This is a genomic window from Pseudomonas sp. LBUM1644, from assembly GCF_059716195.1.
The window spans coordinates 5,653,722-5,668,821 of sequence record NZ_CP166812.1; the positions used below are offsets into that span (position 1 = coordinate 5,653,722).

Below are 15,100 nucleotides of genomic sequence, written 5' to 3' on the forward strand. Positions count from 1 at the left end.
ACTCCTCGAACCTTATGGGTACTCAGCGCAACATGCCGCTGCCGTAACCCTTCAGGTTGGCTTTCTTCATCAGGGATTCGTACTGGTGCGAAACGAGGTGCGATTGTACTTGGGACATGAAGTCCATCACAACCACGACGACGATCAGCAACGAGGTCCCGCCAAGGTAGAACGGTACGTTTGCCGCAACCACCAGGAACTGGGGAAGCAGGCACACGGCCGTCATGTAAAGAGCACCGAACATGGTCAAGCGAGTCAGAACGCCATCAATGTAGCGCGCAGACTGCTCACCTGGACGGATGCCCGGAATAAAGGCACCGGACTTCTTCAGGTTTTCCGCTACGTCTTTCGGATTGAACATCAACGCCGTATAGAAGAAGCAGAAGAAAATAATCCCTGCACTAAACAGCAGAATATTCAACGGCTGACCAGGAGCGATCGACTGCGAGATGTCCTGCAACCAGCCCATACCTTCAGACTGGCCGAACCAGGCACCCAACGAAGCCGGGAACAGCAAAATGCTGCTCGCGAAAATGGCCGGAATAACACCGGCCATGTTCACCTTCAGCGGCAAGTGGCTAGTCTGCGCAGCGAAAACCTTGCGGCCCTGCTGACGCTTGGCGTAATGAACGGCGATACGCCGCTGACCACGCTCAATGAACACCACGAAACCGATAATCGCTACTGCCAGCAAACCGATGGCAACCAAGGCGAAAATGTTGATATCACCCTGACGTGCAGACTCGAAAGACTGCCCGATCGCTCTCGGAAGACCGGCGACGATACCCGAAAAAATCAACATCGAGATACCGTTGCCAACACCACGCTCAGTAATCTGCTCACCCAGCCACATCATGAACATCGCACCAGCCACAAAAGTGGATACCGCGACGAAATGGAAGCCAAAGTCACCAGTGAACGCAACGCCCTGCCCCGCCAGACCAATGGACATGCCAATTGCCTGGACGAGAGCGAGGACGACAGTGCCGTAGCGGGTGTACTGGCTGATCTTGCGACGGCCAGCTTCACCTTCCTTCTTCAACTGCTCCAGCTGCGGGCTCACGGCGCTCATCAGTTGCATGATGATCGATGCCGAAATGTACGGCATGATCCCCAGCGCAAAGATGCTCATCCGTTCCAGCGCGCCGCCGGAAAACATGTTGAACAAGCTAAGAATGGTCCCCTCATTCTGTCGAAACAGGTCCGCGAGTCGGTCCGGGTTGATACCTGGAACCGGGATGTGTGCGCCTATTCGGTAGACGATAATCGCCAGGAACAGAAAACGCAGACGAGCCCAGAGTTCAGACATACCGCCTTTGCCGAGCGCAGAGAGAGCACCTTGCTTAGCCATTTATTCCTCGAACTTGCCGCCAGCTGCTTCGATAGCCGCACGCGCACCTTTGGTGGCGCCGATTCCCTTTCCGATGGTAACAGCGCGAGTAACTTCGCCGGACAGCATGATTTTCACACGCTGAACGTTGACGTTGATCACGTTGGCATCTTTCAAGGACTGCACGGTGACGATGTCGCCTTCCACTTTAGCCAGCTCGGACAAACGCACTTCTGCGCGATCCATGGCTTTCAGGGAAACGAAACCGAACTTCGGCAGGCGACGATGCAGCGGCTGTTGACCGCCTTCAAAGCCTGGAGCAATGGTGCCACCGGAGCGGGAGGACTGACCTTTGTGGCCACGGCCACCGGTCTTGCCCAAACCACTACCGATACCACGGCCCGGACGATGCTTTTCGCGACGGGAACCCGGCGCTGGACTCAGATCATTGAGTTTCATCGATTAACCCTCGACACGCAGCATGTAGTAAGCCTTGTTGATCATCCCGCGATTCTCGGGAGTATCAAGTACTTCTACAGTGTGACCGATGCGACGCAGACCCAGACCCTTAACGCACAGTTTGTGGTTAGGGATGCGGCCGGTCATGCTTTTGATCAGCGTAACTTTAACGGTAGCCATGATCAGAAGATCTCCTTGACGCTTTTGCCACGCTTGGCGGCAATGGATTCAGGAGACTGCATGGCTTTCAAACCTTTGAAAGTGGCGTGAACCACGTTTACCGGGTTAGTCGAGCCGTAGCACTTGGCCAGAACGTTCTGAACGCCAGCAACTTCGAGGACAGCACGCATAGCGCCGCCAGCGATGATACCGGTACCTTCAGAAGCAGGCTGCATGTACACCTTCGAAGCGCCGTGACCGGACTTCATTGCGTACTGCAGAGTGGTGCCGTTCAGATCAACTTGGATCATGTTGCGACGAGCAGCTTCCATTGCCTTCTGGATCGCAGCAGGCACTTCACGTGACTTGCCACGGCCGAAGCCAACACGCCCTTTACCATCACCAACCACGGTCAACGCGGTGAAAGTGAAGATACGGCCGCCTTTAACGGTTTTGGCTACGCGGTTAACTTGAACCAGCTTCTCAATGTAGCCTTCGTCGCGCTTTTGGTCGTTATTTGACATAACTTAGAACTCCAGCCCAGCTTCACGAGCAGCATCAGCCAGCGCCTTGACGCGGCCGTGGTACTTGAAGCCAGAGCGGTCGAAAGCCACCTGCGAGACGCCAGCGGCTTTTGCACGCGTAGCGACCAGCTGGCCAACCTTAGTGGCCGCGTCGATGTTGCCAGTGGCGCCATCACGCAGTTCTTTATCCAAAGTCGAGGCAGATGCCAGGACTTTGTTGCCGTCGGCCGAAATGACCTGGGCGTAGATGTGCTGCGACGAGCGGAACACGCAGAGACGCACGACTTCGAGTTCGTGCATTTTCAGGCGTGCTTTGCGAGCGCGACGCAGTCGAGTAACTTTTTTGTCGGTCATTTGCTATGCCCTACTTCTTCTTGGCTTCTTTACGACGGACGACTTCGTCCGCGTAGCGCACACCTTTGCCTTTGTACGGCTCTGGTGGACGGAAGTCGCGGATCTCGGCGGCCACTTGACCTACCAGCTGCTTATCGATGCCCTTGATCAGGATATCGGTCTGGCTAGGAGTCTCAGCGGTGATGCCTTCCGGCAGTTCATAATCCACTGGGTGCGAGAAGCCAAGAGCCAGGTTCAGCACTGTGCCTTTTGCTTGCGCTTTGTAACCAACACCGACCAGCTGGAGCTTGCGCTCGAAGCCTTGGCTTACGCCTTGGACCATGTTGTTTACCAACGCACGAGTGGTACCAGCCATTGCGCGAGTTTGTTGATCGCCATTGCGAGCAGCGAAACGCAGCTCACCAGCTTCTTCAACGATCTCAACGGACGAATGGATGTTCAGTTCGAGAGTGCCCTTGGCACCCTTCACCGAAAGCTGTTGGCCTGCGAATTTTACTTCGACACCGGCTGGCAGCTTAACGGGGTTCTTAGCGACGCGTGACATGCTTATCCCCCCTTAGAACACAGTGCAAAGAACTTCGCCGCCGACACCGGCAGCGCGCGCAGCACGATCCGTCATCACACCTTTGTTGGTGGAGACGATAGACACACCGAGACCGCCACGAACTTTTGGCAGATCATCGACGGACTTGTACTGACGCAGGCCTGGACGGCTAACGCGCTTCACTTCCTCGATGACCGGACGGCCTTCGAAGTACTTCAGCTCGATGGACAGCAGTGGTTTGATTTCGCTGCTGATCTGATAACCCGCAATGTAACCTTCGTCCTTCAGGACTTTGGCAACAGCTACCTTCAAAGTAGAAGATGGCATGCTTACGACGGACTTTTCAGCCATCTGGGCATTACGGATTCGAGTTAGCATGTCCGCTAACGGGTCCTGCATACTCATGGGCTAGACGCTCCTAATACAAAAAAATTAGCCTTGCGGCTACTACTTGTCGCCGAGCTCATCCATGCGAAAAAAGCACGGGCTCAGGCGAGCCGGGTATTCTAGACACACCCCACAAATGAATCAAGCCCCAAAAGGGGCTTGATTCAAGTTCAAGGTCACCGGCGGTCAGGATCTTGCGATCCCGAACACCGAGACTTTGATAGTGCTTACCAGCTGGCTTTAACCAGACCAGGTACGTCACCACGCATTGCAGCTTCACGCAGTTTGTTACGGCCGAGGCCGAACTTGCGGTAAACGCCGTGTGGACGACCGGTCAGGCGGCAGCGGTTACGCATGCGCGAAGCGCTTGCGTCACGTGGCTGCTTCTGCAGAGCTACTGTAGCTTCCCAACGCGCTTCTGGACTTGCGTTCAGATCAACGATGATAGCTTTCAGTGCTGCACGCTTTTTGGCGTACTTGGCAACCGTGAGCTGACGCTTCAGCTCGCGGTTTTTCATGCTCATCTTGGCCATTTTCCTACTCCAATCAGTTGCGGAACGGGAATTTGAAAGCACGCAGCAGCGCGCGACCTTCATCATCGTTCTTGGCAGTGGTGGTCAGGGTAATGTCCAGACCGCGGAGAGCATCGATCTTGTCGTAGTCGATTTCCGGGAAGATGATCTGCTCTTTAACGCCCATGCTGTAGTTACCACGACCATCGAAGGACTTGGCATTCAGGCCGCGGAAGTCGCGAACCCGAGGCAGGGAGATCGACAGCAGACGATCCAGGAATTCATACATACGCTCACGGCGCAGGGTCACTTTGACGCCGATCGGCCAACCTTCACGGACTTTAAAGCCAGCGATGGATTTCCGAGCGTAAGTCACAACGACTTTCTGACCGGTGATCTTTTCCAGGTCGGCAACAGCGTGCTCGATGACTTTTTTGTCACCGACTGCTTCGCCCAGACCCATGTTCAGGGTGATTTTGGTAACGCGTGGAACTTCCATCACGTTCGAAAGCTTAAGTTCTTCCTTAAGCTTCGGTGCGATTTCCTTCCAGTAAATCTCTTTTAGTCGTGCCATGGTCTTCTACCTAGCAGTGTTCAAGCATCAACCGCTTTTTGGGTCGACTTGAAGACACGAATTTTCTTGCCGTCTTCTACTTTGAAACCAACGCGGTCAGCCTTGTTGGTTTCGCCGTTGAAAATGGCGACGTTAGAAGCGTCCAGTGGAGCTTCTTTTTCGACGATACCGCCTTGTACGCCCGACATCGGGTTAGGCTTGGTATGACGCTTAACCAGGTTCAGACCGCCAATAACCAGACGGTTGTTAGCGAGAACCTTAAGCACCTTACCGCGCTTACCTTTGTCTTTGCCGGCGATCACGATGATCTCGTCGTCACGACGAATCTTTTGCATGTCGGATCTCCTTACAGCACTTCTGGGGCGAGCGAGACGATCTTCATGAACTTCTCAGTACGAAGTTCACGGGTCACTGGCCCAAAGATACGGGTGCCGATCGGCTCTTGCTTGTTGTTCAGAAGAACAGCAGCGTTGCCATCAAAGCGGATAATGGAGCCATCAGCACGACGTACGCCGTGACGAGTGCGGACTACAACAGCAGTCATCACTTGGCCTTTTTTCACTTTACCGCGAGGAATTGCTTCCTTCACGGTAACTTTGATGATGTCACCGATACCAGCGTAACGACGATGGGAGCCACCCAGCACCTTGATGCACATAACGCGGCGAGCGCCGCTGTTATCGGCCACATCGAGCATGGATTGAGTCTGAATCATATAATTTCTCCGACCCCTAGTCCTTAGACTTCCACAGCGCGTTCGAGAACATCAACCAGCGCCCAAGACTTGGTCTTGGCCAAAGGACGAGTTTCACGAATAGTGACTTTGTCGCCGATGTGGCACTGATTGGTTTCGTCGTGCGCGTGCAGCTTAGTCGAACGCTTAACGTATTTACCGTAGATCGGGTGCTTAACGCGACGCTCGATCAGAACGGTGATGGTTTTGTCCATCTTGTCGCTGACAACACGGCCAGTCAGCGTACGGACAGTTTTTTCGGCTTCAGCCATGATTACTTACCTGCCTGCTGGTTGAGCACAGTCTTCACGCGAGCGATGTCACGCTTAACTTGCGAGAGCAGATGAGACTGCCCCAACTGGCCAGTTGCTTTCTGCATACGCAGATTGAACTGGTCGCGCAGCAAGCCGAGCAATTGCTCGTTCAGCTGCTGTGCGGATTTTTCACGAAGTTCATTCGCTTTCATCACATCACCGTCCGTTTAACAAAGGCGGTGGCGAGCGGCAGCTTTGCAGCAGCCAGGGCAAAAGCCTCACGCGCCAGCTCTTCAGTAACACCCTCGATTTCATACAGGACTTTGCCTGGCTGAATCTGGGCAACCCAGTACTCCACACTACCCTTACCTTTACCCATACGAACTTCGAGGGGCTTTTTGGAAATAGGCTTGTCCGGGAATACACGGATCCAGATCTTGCCGCCACGTTTAACGTGACGGGTCAGAGCACGACGCGCTGACTCGATCTGACGAGCGGTGAGACGACCACGAGCTACAGACTTCAGCGCGAACTCGCCGAAGCTGACTTTGCTACCGCGCTGAGCCAGACCACGGTTGTGGCCTGTCATCTGCTTGCGGAACTTCGTACGCTTTGGTTGCAACATTTGGCGTACCCCTTACTTAGCAGCTTTTTTACGAGGCGCTGGTGCTTGTGGTTTCAGTTCTTCTTGGCGACCACCAATTACTTCGCCTTTGAAGATCCAAACCTTTACACCGATCACACCGTAAGTGGTGTGAGCTTCGTAGTTGGCATAGTCGATGTCGGCACGCAGGGTGTGCAGTGGCACACGACCTTCGCGATACCATTCAGTACGTGCGATTTCAGCACCGCCGAGACGACCGCTCACTTGGATTTTGATGCCTTTGGCACCAATGCGCATGGCGTTCTGTACAGCGCGCTTCATAGCGCGACGGAACATTACGCGACGCTCCAGCTGCTGAGCTACGCTCTGCGCAACCAACATACCGTCGAGTTCCGGCTTGCGGATTTCTTCGATATTGATGTGCACAGGCACACCCATTTGTTTGGTCAGGTCCTGACGCAGTTTCTCAACATCTTCACCTTTCTTCCCGATAACGATACCTGGACGAGCGGTGTGGATGGTGATACGTGCAGTTTGAGCCGGACGATGGATATCGATACGGCTTACGGACGCGCTTTTTAGTTTGTCTTGGAGATACTCACGCACCTTCAGATCAGCGAACAAATAGTCCGCATAAGTCCGACCGTCTGCGTACCAGACGGAGGTGTGCTCCTTGACGATTCCCAGGCGAATGCCAATGGGATGTACTTTCTGACCCATCTCTTCGACTCCGTTACTTGTCAGCAACCTTGACAGTGATATGGCAAGACCGCTTGACGATGCGATCAGCACGGCCTTTGGCACGTGGCATGATGCGCTTCAGCGAACGCCCTTCGTTGACGAAAACGGTGCTGACTTTAAGGTCATCAACGTCTGCGCCTTCGTTATGCTCGGCGTTGGCTACGGCCGACTCCAGCACTTTCTTCATGATCTCGGCGGCTTTCTTACTGCTGAAAGCCAACAAGTTGAGCGCTTCGCCCACCTTCTTCCCGCGGATCTGGTCGGCGACCAAGCGGGCTTTCTGGGCGGAGATTCGAGCGCCCGACAACTTAGCGGCTACTTCCATTTCCTAACCCCTTAACGCTTGGCTTTCTTGTCTGCCACGTGCCCACGATAAGTGCGGGTACCGGCGAACTCGCCCAGTTTGTGGCCGACCATGTCTTCGTTAACGAGAACTGGGACGTGTTGACGACCGTTGTGTACTGCGATGGTCAAACCGACCATTTGTGGCAGGATCATCGAACGACGCGACCAGGTTTTCACCGGTTTGCGATCATTCTTTTCCGCCGCCACTTCGATCTTCTTCAGTAGGTGAAGATCGATAAAAGGACCTTTTTTCAGAGAACGTGGCACTGTCGTATCCCTCTATTTACTTGCGACGACGGACGATCATTTTGTCGGTACGCTTATTACCACGAGTCTTCGCGCCCTTAGTCGGGAAGCCCCATGGCGATACCGGATGACGACCACCAGAGGTACGACCTTCACCACCACCATGCGGGTGGTCAACCGGGTTCATGGCAACACCACGAACGGTTGGGCGAACGCCACGCCAGCGTTTGGCACCAGCTTTACCCAGCGAACGCAGGCTGTGCTCGGAGTTCGAGACTTCGCCCAGGGTCGCGCGGCATTCAGCCAGCACTTTACGCATCTCACCAGAACGCAGACGCAGGGTCACGTAGACACCTTCACGAGCGATCAGCTGAGCCGAAGCACCAGCGGAACGAGCGATTTGCGCGCCTTTACCTGGCTTCAATTCGATGCCGTGTACGGTGCTACCAACTGGAATGTTACGCAGTTGCAGAGCGTTGCCCGGCTTGATCGGCGCCAAAGCACCTGCGATCAGCTGGTCACCAGCACTCACGCCTTTAGGGGCGATGATGTAGCGACGCTCGCCATCTGCGTACAGCAGCAGAGCGATGTGAGCAGTACGGTTTGGATCGTATTCAATACGCTCGACAGTGGCAGAGATGCCATCTTTGTCGTTGCGACGGAAATCGACCAGACGATAATGCTGCTTATGGCCACCACCGATGTGACGAGTGGTAATGCGACCATTGTTGTTACGACCACCAGTCTTCGATTTTTTCTCGAGCAGCGGTGCGTGAGGAGCGCCTTTATGCAGCTCCTGGTTGACCACCTTGACCACAAAACGGCGGCCAGGGGAAGTCGGTTTGCATTTAACGATTGCCATGATGCACCCCTTCCTTACTCAGCACTGCTGCTGAAATCGAGATCTTGGCCTGGTTGAAGGGAGATAACTGCCTTCTTCCAGTCATTACGCTTGCCCAGACCGCGAGCAGTGCGCTTGCTCTTACCCAGAACATTCAGGGTAGTAACACGCTCTACTTTCACGCTGAACAGGCTTTCGACGGCCTTCTTGATTTCCAGCTTGGTTGCGTCAGTTGCAACCTTGAAAACGAACTGGCCTTTCTTGTCAGCCAGAACCGTAGCCTTCTCGGAAACGTGCGGGCCAAGCAGAACTTTAAATACGCGTTCCTGGTTCATCCCAGCAGCTCCTCGAATTTCTTCACGGCCGACACGGTGATCAACACCTTGTCGTATGCGATCAGACTAACTGGATCGGAACCTTGCACGTCACGTACATCAACGTGTGGCAGGTTACGAGCAGCCAGGTACAGGTTCTGATCAACGACTTCAGACACGATCAAGACGTCAGTCAGGCCCATGCCGGTCAGTTTGTTCAGCAGATCTTTGGTCTTCGGTGCATCAACAGCGAAGTCCTGAACCACAACCAGACGATCAGTACGCACCAGCTCAGCAAGGATGGAACGCATTGCTGCGCGATACATCTTCTTGTTCAGCTTCTGGGTGTGATCCTGAGGACGAGCTGCGAAAGTGGTACCGCCGCCACGCCAGATTGGGCTACGGATAGTACCGGCACGAGCACGGCCAGTACCTTTCTGACGCCATGGGCGCTTACCGCCACCACGAACATCGGAACGGGTCTTTTGCTGCTTGCTACCTTGACGGCCGCCGGCCATGTAGGCCACGACTGCTTGGTGAACCAGCGTCTCGTTGAATTCGCCGCCAAATGTCAGTTCGGAAACTTCGATCGCTTGAGCGTCATTTACATTTAATTGCATGTCAGCTTCCCCTTAACCGCGAGCCTTGGCTGCTGGACGTACAACCAAGTTGCCGCCAGTAGCGCCAGGAACAGCGCCCTTGACCAACAACAGATTGCGTTCAGCGTCCACGCGCACTACTTCGAGGGACTGCACGGTCACGCGCTCAGCGCCCATATGACCGGACATTTTTTTGCCCTTGAATACACGACCAGGAGTCTGGCACTGGCCGATAGAACCTGGAACGCGGTGGGACACGGAGTTACCGTGGGTATTATCTTGCCCGCGGAAATTCCAACGCTTGATCGTACCCTGGAAGCCTTTACCTTTGGACTGACCGGTTACATCAACCAGTTGACCAGCGGCGAAGATTTCAGCGTTGATCAGATCGCCGGCCTGGTACTCGCCTTCTTCAAGGCGGAATTCCATTACGGTACGACCAGCGGCAACGTTCGCTTTAGCGAAGTGGCCAGCCTGAGCAGCTGTAACACGCGAAGCACGACGCTCGCCTACAGTGACTTGCACTGCACGATAGCCATCGGTCTCTTCAGTTTTGAACTGGGTGACGCGATTCGGTTCGATCTCAATGACCGTGACCGGAATGGAGACACCTTCTTCGGTGAAAATACGGGTCATACCGCATTTACGACCGACTACACCAATAGTCATGTTGTAAACCTCATGAGTGTACGGGGCTTTCACCCGCTATGGCCGCCCATTTCAGAGCGTTACACGACTAAGACCGAGTCTTAGCCGAGGCTGATCTGCACTTCCACACCGGCCGCAAGATCAAGCTTCATAAGAGCATCAACGGTTTTATCCGTTGGCTGGACGATGTCCAGAACGCGCTTATGAGTACGGATCTCGTACTGGTCACGCGCGTCTTTGTTGACGTGCGGGGAGACCAGAACGGTGAACCGCTCTTTACGGGTAGGCAGTGGAATTGGACCACGCACTTGAGCACCAGTACGTTTCGCGGTTTCCACGATTTCCTGGGTGGATTGGTCGATCAGGCGATGGTCAAAAGCCTTCAACCTGATACGGATTTGCTGATTTTGCATTGGATTTCAGACTCCGGCTGCTATTCCCACCGAGCGCAATACGCCCGTTAAAAGGAGGCGCAATTCTATAGACGGGCTTCTACAGTGTCAACCCAATAAAAAAGCCCCCGCTAGGCGGGGGCTTTTTCAAGTCATCACTGATTAAGCGATGATTTTGGCTACGACGCCAGCGCCGACGGTACGACCGCCTTCACGAATAGCGAAACGCAGACCATCTTCCATTGCGATGGTTTTGATCAGGGTGACAACCATTTTGATGTTGTCGCCTGGCATTACCATTTCAACGCCTTCCGGCAGTTCGCAGTTACCGGTCACGTCAGTGGTCCGGAAGTAGAACTGTGGACGGTAGCCTTTGAAGAACGGAGTGTGGCGACCGCCTTCTTCTTTGCTCAACACATACACTTCAGCTTCGAAGGTAGTGTGCGGCTTAACCGAACCCGGCTTAACCAGAACCTGGCCACGCTCAACGTCGTCACGCTTGGTACCACGCAGCAGAACGCCGCAGTTCTCGCCAGCACGACCTTCGTCGAGCAGCTTACGGAACATTTCAACACCGGTGCAGGTGGTGACGGTAGTGTCACGCAGACCAACGATTTCCAGTGGATCCTGAACCTTGACGATACCGCGCTCGATACGGCCAGTTACAACAGTACCGCGACCGGAGATCGAGAATACGTCTTCGATTGGCATCAGGAACGGCTTGTCGATAACACGAACTGGATCTGGAATGTAGCTGTCCAGAGTTTCAACCAGTTTACGAACGGCAGTGGTGCCCATTTCGTTGTCGTCTTGGCCGTTCAGAGCCATCAGAGCCGAACCGATGATGATCGGGGTGTCGTCGCCTGGGAAGTCGTAAGTGCTCAGCAGATCGCGCACTTCCATCTCAACCAGTTCCAGCAGCTCAGCGTCGTCAACCATGTCAGCCTTGTTCAGGAAGACAACGATGTACGGAACGCCAACCTGACGGGACAACAGGATGTGCTCACGGGTTTGTGGCATCGGACCATCAGCGGCCGAGCAAACCAGGATAGCGCCGTCCATTTGAGCAGCGCCGGTGATCATGTTCTTCACATAGTCAGCGTGACCTGGGCAGTCAACGTGAGCGTAGTGACGGATCAGCGAGTTGTATTCAACGTGCGCGGTGTTGATGGTGATACCACGAGCTTTTTCTTCCGGAGCGCTGTCGATCTTGTCGAAAGCAACAACGGCCGAACCGAAAACTTCGGAGCAGACGCGAGTCAGAGCAGCGGTCAGCGTGGTTTTACCGTGGTCGACGTGACCGATGGTGCCAACGTTGACGTGCGGGAGGGTACGGTCAAATTTTTCTTTAGCCACGACAATTAACTCCTAGCCTAAAGGGGCTGAATCAGCCTTGTTTTTTGGTAACGGTTTCGACGATGTGCGACGGAGCCGTATTGTATTTTTTGAATTCCATAGAGTAGCTTGCGCGACCTTGGGACATGGAGCGAACGTCGGTTGCGTAACCGAACATCTCACCCAACGGAACCTCGGCACGAATCACTTTGCCGGAAACCGTGTCTTCCATACCCAGGATCATGCCGCGACGACGGTTAAGGTCGCCCATCACGTCACCCATATAGTCTTCAGGCGTAACAACCTCTACCGCCATGATCGGCTCGAGCAACTCACCACCGCCCTTCTGGGCCAGTTGCTTGGTCGCCATGGAAGCAGCCACCTTAAACGCCATCTCGTTGGAGTCGACGTCGTGGTAGGAACCATCAAACACGGTAGCCTTCAGGCCGATCAGCGGATAGCCGGCAACTACGCCGTTCTTCATCTGCTCTTCGATACCCTTCTGGATAGCCGGGATGTATTCCTTAGGAACCACACCACCTACTACTTCGTTCACGAATTGCAGACCTTCCTGACCTTCGTCAGCAGGAGCAAAACGAATCCAGCAGTGACCGAACTGGCCACGACCGCCGGATTGGCGAACGAACTTACCTTCGATTTCACAGTTCTTCGTGATGCGCTCACGATAGGAAACCTGAGGCTTACCGATGTTGGCTTCGACGTTGAACTCACGGCGCATCCGGTCAACCAGGATGTCCAGGTGCAACTCGCCCATGCCGGAGATGATCGTTTGACCAGTCTCTTCATCAGTCTTGACGCGGAAAGATGGATCTTCCTGAGCAAGTTTGCCCAGTGCGATACCCATTTTTTCCTGGTCGTCCTTGGTTTTAGGCTCAACGGCAACCGAAATAACCGGCTCCGGGAAGTCCATGCGAACCAGGATGATTGGCTTGTCAGCGTTGCACAAAGTCTCACCAGTGGTGACGTCCTTCATGCCGATCAAGGCCGCGATGTCGCCAGCGCGCACTTCCTTGATTTCTTCGCGGGCGTTTGCGTGCATTTGCACCATACGACCCACACGCTCTTTCTTGCCTTTAACCGAGTTGATCACGCCGTCGCCGGAGGCCAACACGCCCGAGTAAACGCGGACGAAGGTCAAGGTACCCACGAATGGGTCAGTGGCAATTTTAAACGCCAGGGCGGAGAACGGTTCTGCGTCGTCTGCATGACGCTCCAGCTCGATAGTCTCGTCATCCGGGTCAGTACCCTTGATGGCAGGAATATCAACTGGTGCCGGCAGGTAGTCGATCACAGCATCGAGAACCAGGGGAACGCCCTTGTTCTTGAAGGAAGAACCGCAAACAGCCAGGACGATCTCACCAGCGATAGTACGCTGACGCAGAGCGGCCTTGATTTCCGCGTTGGTGAGTTCTTCACCTTCGAGGTACTTGTTCATCAGCTCTTCGCTGGCTTCGGCCGCAGCCTCAACCATGTTGCCGCGCCACTCGTCAGCCAATTCCTGCAGTTCAGCAGGGATAGGCTCGCGACGTGGAACCATGCCTTTGTCAGCATCGTTCCAGTAAACAGCTTCCATAGCCAACAGATCGATCTGGCCCTGGAAGTTGTCTTCGGAACCGATAGCCAACTGGATCGGCACCGGAGTGTGACCCAGACGCTGCTTGATCTGACCGATCACGCGCAGGAAGTTTGCACCAGCACGGTCCATCTTGTTTACGTAAACAAGACGTGGAACGCCGTACTTGTTGGCTTGACGCCATACGGTTTCCGACTGAGGCTCAACACCCGAGGTACCGCAGAACACAACGACCGCGCCGTCGAGAACACGCAGGGAACGCTCAACTTCAATAGTGAAGTCAACGTGGCCCGGGGTGTCGATGACGTTGAAGCGGTATTGATCTTTGTGCTGCTTCTCGGAACCCTGCCAGAAGGCGGTAATGGCAGCAGAAGTAATGGTAATACCACGCTCCTGCTCCTGAACCATCCAGTCTGTGGTCGCGGCGCCGTCATGCACCTCGCCCATTTTGTGACTTTTGCCAGTGTAAAAAAGGACGCGCTCGGTGGTGGTGGTTTTACCAGCATCCACGTGAGCAACGATACCAATGTTACGGTAGCGATTAATCGGTGTTGTACGAGCCATAAAGCCCTCGCAAAATTAGTGACGCTAAAATTAGAAGCGGTAGTGCGAGAAAGCCTTGTTGGCTTCAGCCATACGGTGCACGTCTTCACGCTTCTTAACTGCAGCACCTTTACCTTCAGCAGCGTCCAACAGTTCGCCAGCCAAACGCAGAGCCATAGACTTCTCGCCGCGCTTACGGGCGAAGTCTACCAACCAGCGCATTGCCAATGCGTTACGACGGGACGGGCGAACTTCGACCGGAACCTGGTAAGTAGCACCGCCTACACGGCGCGACTTTACTTCGACCAGCGGAGCGATGGCGTCGAGAGCTTTCTCGAAGATTTCCAGGGGATCGCTGTTCTTGCGTTCTTTAACCTTTTCCAGCGCGCCATAAACGATACGTTCGGCAACGGCTTTTTTGCCGCTTTCCATCACGTGGTTCATGAACTTGGCCAGGATTTGGCTTCCGTATTTTGGATCGTCAAGCACTTCGCGCTTGGCTGCTACGCGTCTTCTTGGCATGGATAAGCCCTCAAACGGTCTTCAGGTTCGCTCGGAATCGGTGCCCTTACGGGACGCCTCCGACCTTACTCTTATCGACTCAGAAAAATAGAAAATCAGTTTTACAAAAAGCCACTACTACTTAGGCTTCTTGGTACCGTACTTCGAACGACCTTGGTTACGACCTTTAACGCCGGAAGTATCCAAAGAGCCGCGAACGGTGTGGTAACGAACACCTGGCAAGTCTTTTACACGACCGCCACGGATCAGTACGACGCTGTGCTCTTGCAGGTTGTGGCCTTCACCGCCGATGTACGAGGAAACCTCGAAACCGTTGGTCAGACGCACACGGCATACTTTACGCAGTGCCGAGTTAGGTTTTTTCGGCGTGGTGGTATACACACGGGTGCATACGCCACGACGTTGCGGGCAGTTCTGCAGCGCAGGTACGTCGGATTTCTCGACGATACGCTTACGCGGCTGACGTACCAGCTGGTTGATAGTTGCCATCTACTAGCTCCACTGTTGTCTTGCGACGCTATTGTCTTGCAAGAAAAGCAAAATGGC

At 54.3% G+C, this 15,100-nt stretch carries 26 protein-coding genes; all 26 read right to left on the bottom strand.

The genetic code is table 11. From position 1 onward, the window contains the following. Positions 1 to 22 precede the first annotated feature (22 nt). The 26 genes from secY to rpsL all read right to left on the bottom strand — a co-directional run bounded on the left by secY (position 23) and on the right by rpsL (position 15,043). Positions 23 to 1,351, bottom strand: a complete 1,329-nt coding sequence (gene secY, locus ACA052_RS25945) for a preprotein translocase subunit SecY (protein ID WP_414908691.1) — start codon at positions 1,349 to 1,351, stop codon at positions 23 to 25. Continuing rightward, positions 1,352 to 1,789, bottom strand: a complete 438-nt coding sequence (gene rplO, locus ACA052_RS25950; RefSeq protein ID WP_007896782.1) for a 50S ribosomal protein L15 — start codon at positions 1,787 to 1,789, stop codon at positions 1,352 to 1,354. Positions 1,790 to 1,792: 3 nt separating this feature from the next. Beyond that, positions 1,793 to 1,969, bottom strand: coding sequence for a 50S ribosomal protein L30 (gene rpmD, locus ACA052_RS25955; RefSeq protein WP_003186033.1), 177 nt, complete (start codon positions 1,967 to 1,969; stop codon positions 1,793 to 1,795). A 2-nt stretch (positions 1,970 to 1,971) separates the two neighbouring features. Then, positions 1,972 to 2,472: a 30S ribosomal protein S5 gene (gene rpsE, locus ACA052_RS25960; RefSeq protein WP_007943782.1), complete on the bottom strand. Its 501-nt coding sequence runs from the start codon at positions 2,470 to 2,472 to the stop codon at positions 1,972 to 1,974. A gap of 3 nt (positions 2,473 to 2,475) precedes the next feature. Next, positions 2,476 to 2,826 (bottom strand): 50S ribosomal protein L18, encoded by a 351-nt coding sequence (gene rplR, locus ACA052_RS25965; RefSeq protein WP_003186037.1) that lies wholly within the window; start codon positions 2,824 to 2,826, stop codon positions 2,476 to 2,478. Positions 2,827 to 2,836: 10 nt separating this feature from the next. Further along, on the bottom strand, positions 2,837 to 3,370 hold the full coding sequence (gene rplF, locus ACA052_RS25970) for a 50S ribosomal protein L6 (RefSeq protein ID WP_003176412.1): 534 nt from the start codon (positions 3,368 to 3,370) through the stop codon (positions 2,837 to 2,839). Positions 3,371 to 3,382: 12 nt separating this feature from the next. After that, positions 3,383 to 3,775: a 30S ribosomal protein S8 gene (rpsH, locus tag ACA052_RS25975; protein WP_003186040.1), complete on the bottom strand. Its 393-nt coding sequence runs from the start codon at positions 3,773 to 3,775 to the stop codon at positions 3,383 to 3,385. Positions 3,776 to 3,984: 209 nt separating this feature from the next. Further along, complete coding sequence (gene rpsN / locus ACA052_RS25980; protein WP_003176414.1) at positions 3,985 to 4,290, bottom strand: 30S ribosomal protein S14; 306 nt, start codon at positions 4,288 to 4,290, stop codon at positions 3,985 to 3,987. 13 nt (positions 4,291 to 4,303) lie between these two features. Next, entirely contained in the window at positions 4,304 to 4,843 is a 540-nt protein-coding gene (gene rplE, locus ACA052_RS25985; RefSeq protein ID WP_003176415.1) for a 50S ribosomal protein L5, read from the bottom strand. A gap of 20 nt (positions 4,844 to 4,863) precedes the next feature. Next, the gene (rplX, locus tag ACA052_RS25990) at positions 4,864 to 5,178 is read right to left on the bottom strand and encodes a 50S ribosomal protein L24 (protein ID WP_003176416.1); all 315 of its coding nucleotides are present in this window, start codon (positions 5,176 to 5,178) and stop codon (positions 4,864 to 4,866) included. Between the two features lie 11 nt (positions 5,179 to 5,189). After that, entirely contained in the window at positions 5,190 to 5,558 is a 369-nt protein-coding gene (rplN, locus tag ACA052_RS25995; RefSeq protein ID WP_002555479.1) for a 50S ribosomal protein L14, read from the bottom strand. 23 nt (positions 5,559 to 5,581) lie between these two features. Beyond that, complete coding sequence (gene rpsQ / locus ACA052_RS26000) at positions 5,582 to 5,848, bottom strand: 30S ribosomal protein S17 (protein ID WP_003176419.1); 267 nt, start codon at positions 5,846 to 5,848, stop codon at positions 5,582 to 5,584. 2 nt (positions 5,849 to 5,850) lie between these two features. Next, entirely contained in the window at positions 5,851 to 6,042 is a 192-nt protein-coding gene (gene rpmC, locus ACA052_RS26005; RefSeq protein WP_002555481.1) for a 50S ribosomal protein L29, read from the bottom strand. Beyond that, positions 6,042 to 6,455 carry a 50S ribosomal protein L16 gene (rplP, locus tag ACA052_RS26010; protein WP_008145497.1) on the bottom strand — a complete coding sequence of 138 codons (414 nt, stop codon included), beginning with the start codon at positions 6,453 to 6,455 and terminating at the stop codon, positions 6,042 to 6,044. The genes rpmC and rplP overlap by 1 nt, the downstream gene beginning before the upstream one ends. Before the next feature lie 12 nt (positions 6,456 to 6,467). Next, the gene (gene rpsC / locus ACA052_RS26015) at positions 6,468 to 7,154 is read right to left on the bottom strand and encodes a 30S ribosomal protein S3 (RefSeq protein WP_003176422.1); all 687 of its coding nucleotides are present in this window, start codon (positions 7,152 to 7,154) and stop codon (positions 6,468 to 6,470) included. A gap of 13 nt (positions 7,155 to 7,167) precedes the next feature. Beyond that, positions 7,168 to 7,500 carry a 50S ribosomal protein L22 gene (gene rplV, locus ACA052_RS26020; protein ID WP_003103908.1) on the bottom strand — a complete coding sequence of 111 codons (333 nt, stop codon included), beginning with the start codon at positions 7,498 to 7,500 and terminating at the stop codon, positions 7,168 to 7,170. 11 nt (positions 7,501 to 7,511) lie between these two features. Further along, positions 7,512 to 7,787, bottom strand: a complete 276-nt coding sequence (gene rpsS / locus ACA052_RS26025; RefSeq protein WP_002555486.1) for a 30S ribosomal protein S19 — start codon at positions 7,785 to 7,787, stop codon at positions 7,512 to 7,514. Positions 7,788 to 7,803: 16 nt separating this feature from the next. Next, on the bottom strand, positions 7,804 to 8,628 hold the full coding sequence (rplB, locus tag ACA052_RS26030; RefSeq protein WP_003176423.1) for a 50S ribosomal protein L2: 825 nt from the start codon (positions 8,626 to 8,628) through the stop codon (positions 7,804 to 7,806). Between the two features lie 14 nt (positions 8,629 to 8,642). Beyond that, the gene (rplW, locus tag ACA052_RS26035) at positions 8,643 to 8,942 is read right to left on the bottom strand and encodes a 50S ribosomal protein L23 (protein WP_002555488.1); all 300 of its coding nucleotides are present in this window, start codon (positions 8,940 to 8,942) and stop codon (positions 8,643 to 8,645) included. Further along, a complete protein-coding gene (gene rplD, locus ACA052_RS26040; RefSeq protein ID WP_007896707.1) occupies positions 8,939 to 9,541 on the bottom strand; it encodes a 50S ribosomal protein L4 in 603 nt (200 codons plus the stop codon). Before rplD ends, rplW begins: the two co-directional genes overlap by 4 nt. Before the next feature lie 12 nt (positions 9,542 to 9,553). Beyond that, entirely contained in the window at positions 9,554 to 10,189 is a 636-nt protein-coding gene (rplC, locus tag ACA052_RS26045) for a 50S ribosomal protein L3 (RefSeq protein ID WP_003186059.1), read from the bottom strand. 80 nt (positions 10,190 to 10,269) lie between these two features. After that, positions 10,270 to 10,581, bottom strand: coding sequence for a 30S ribosomal protein S10 (gene rpsJ / locus ACA052_RS26050; RefSeq protein ID WP_003186070.1), 312 nt, complete (start codon positions 10,579 to 10,581; stop codon positions 10,270 to 10,272). A 141-nt stretch (positions 10,582 to 10,722) separates the two neighbouring features. Next, positions 10,723 to 11,916 (bottom strand): elongation factor Tu, encoded by a 1,194-nt coding sequence (tuf, locus tag ACA052_RS26055; RefSeq protein ID WP_008145495.1) that lies wholly within the window; start codon positions 11,914 to 11,916, stop codon positions 10,723 to 10,725. Positions 11,917 to 11,947: 31 nt separating this feature from the next. Beyond that, positions 11,948 to 14,053 (bottom strand): elongation factor G, encoded by a 2,106-nt coding sequence (gene fusA, locus ACA052_RS26060; RefSeq protein ID WP_497647391.1) that lies wholly within the window; start codon positions 14,051 to 14,053, stop codon positions 11,948 to 11,950. Between the two features lie 30 nt (positions 14,054 to 14,083). After that, on the bottom strand, positions 14,084 to 14,554 hold the full coding sequence (rpsG, locus tag ACA052_RS26065; RefSeq protein WP_002555493.1) for a 30S ribosomal protein S7: 471 nt from the start codon (positions 14,552 to 14,554) through the stop codon (positions 14,084 to 14,086). 117 nt (positions 14,555 to 14,671) lie between these two features. Then, positions 14,672 to 15,043 (bottom strand): 30S ribosomal protein S12, encoded by a 372-nt coding sequence (gene rpsL, locus ACA052_RS26070; protein ID WP_002555494.1) that lies wholly within the window; start codon positions 15,041 to 15,043, stop codon positions 14,672 to 14,674. Positions 15,044 to 15,100: the final 57 nt, after the last annotated feature.

What these genes read in the sequence shown, in the direction of transcription:
- secY (WP_414908691.1), bottom strand. Translation starts at nt 1,351, where the DNA reads ATGGCTAAGCAAGGTGCTCTCTCTGCGCTCGGCAAAGGCGGTATGTCT.
- rplO (WP_007896782.1), bottom strand. Translation starts at nt 1,789, where the DNA reads ATGAAACTCAATGATCTGAGTCCAGCGCCGGGTTCCCGTCGCGAAAAG.
- rpmD (WP_003186033.1), bottom strand. Translation starts at nt 1,969, where the DNA reads ATGGCTACCGTTAAAGTTACGCTGATCAAAAGCATGACCGGCCGCATC.
- rpsE (WP_007943782.1), bottom strand. Translation starts at nt 2,472, where the DNA reads ATGTCAAATAACGACCAAAAGCGCGACGAAGGCTACATTGAGAAGCTG.
- rplR (WP_003186037.1), bottom strand. Translation starts at nt 2,826, where the DNA reads ATGACCGACAAAAAAGTTACTCGACTGCGTCGCGCTCGCAAAGCACGC.
- rplF (WP_003176412.1), bottom strand. Translation starts at nt 3,370, where the DNA reads ATGTCACGCGTCGCTAAGAACCCCGTTAAGCTGCCAGCCGGTGTCGAA.
- rpsH (WP_003186040.1), bottom strand. Translation starts at nt 3,775, where the DNA reads ATGAGTATGCAGGACCCGTTAGCGGACATGCTAACTCGAATCCGTAAT.
- rpsN (WP_003176414.1), bottom strand. Translation starts at nt 4,290, where the DNA reads ATGGCCAAGATGAGCATGAAAAACCGCGAGCTGAAGCGTCAGCTCACG.
- rplE (WP_003176415.1), bottom strand. Translation starts at nt 4,843, where the DNA reads ATGGCACGACTAAAAGAGATTTACTGGAAGGAAATCGCACCGAAGCTT.
- rplX (WP_003176416.1), bottom strand. Translation starts at nt 5,178, where the DNA reads ATGCAAAAGATTCGTCGTGACGACGAGATCATCGTGATCGCCGGCAAA.
- rplN (WP_002555479.1), bottom strand. Translation starts at nt 5,558, where the DNA reads ATGATTCAGACTCAATCCATGCTCGATGTGGCCGATAACAGCGGCGCT.
- rpsQ (WP_003176419.1), bottom strand. Translation starts at nt 5,848, where the DNA reads ATGGCTGAAGCCGAAAAAACTGTCCGTACGCTGACTGGCCGTGTTGTC.
- rpmC (WP_002555481.1), bottom strand. Translation starts at nt 6,042, where the DNA reads ATGAAAGCGAATGAACTTCGTGAAAAATCCGCACAGCAGCTGAACGAG.
- rplP (WP_008145497.1), bottom strand. Translation starts at nt 6,455, where the DNA reads ATGTTGCAACCAAAGCGTACGAAGTTCCGCAAGCAGATGACAGGCCAC.
- rpsC (WP_003176422.1), bottom strand. Translation starts at nt 7,154, where the DNA reads ATGGGTCAGAAAGTACATCCCATTGGCATTCGCCTGGGAATCGTCAAG.
- rplV (WP_003103908.1), bottom strand. Translation starts at nt 7,500, where the DNA reads ATGGAAGTAGCCGCTAAGTTGTCGGGCGCTCGAATCTCCGCCCAGAAA.
- rplB (WP_003176423.1), bottom strand. Translation starts at nt 8,628, where the DNA reads ATGGCAATCGTTAAATGCAAACCGACTTCCCCTGGCCGCCGTTTTGTG.
- rplW (WP_002555488.1), bottom strand. Translation starts at nt 8,942, where the DNA reads ATGAACCAGGAACGCGTATTTAAAGTTCTGCTTGGCCCGCACGTTTCC.
- rplD (WP_007896707.1), bottom strand. Translation starts at nt 9,541, where the DNA reads ATGCAATTAAATGTAAATGACGCTCAAGCGATCGAAGTTTCCGAACTG.
- rplC (WP_003186059.1), bottom strand. Translation starts at nt 10,189, where the DNA reads ATGACTATTGGTGTAGTCGGTCGTAAATGCGGTATGACCCGTATTTTC.
- rpsJ (WP_003186070.1), bottom strand. Translation starts at nt 10,581, where the DNA reads ATGCAAAATCAGCAAATCCGTATCAGGTTGAAGGCTTTTGACCATCGC.
- fusA (WP_497647391.1), bottom strand. Translation starts at nt 14,053, where the DNA reads ATGGCTCGTACAACACCGATTAATCGCTACCGTAACATTGGTATCGTT.
- rpsG (WP_002555493.1), bottom strand. Translation starts at nt 14,554, where the DNA reads ATGCCAAGAAGACGCGTAGCAGCCAAGCGCGAAGTGCTTGACGATCCA.
- rpsL (WP_002555494.1), bottom strand. Translation starts at nt 15,043, where the DNA reads ATGGCAACTATCAACCAGCTGGTACGTCAGCCGCGTAAGCGTATCGTC.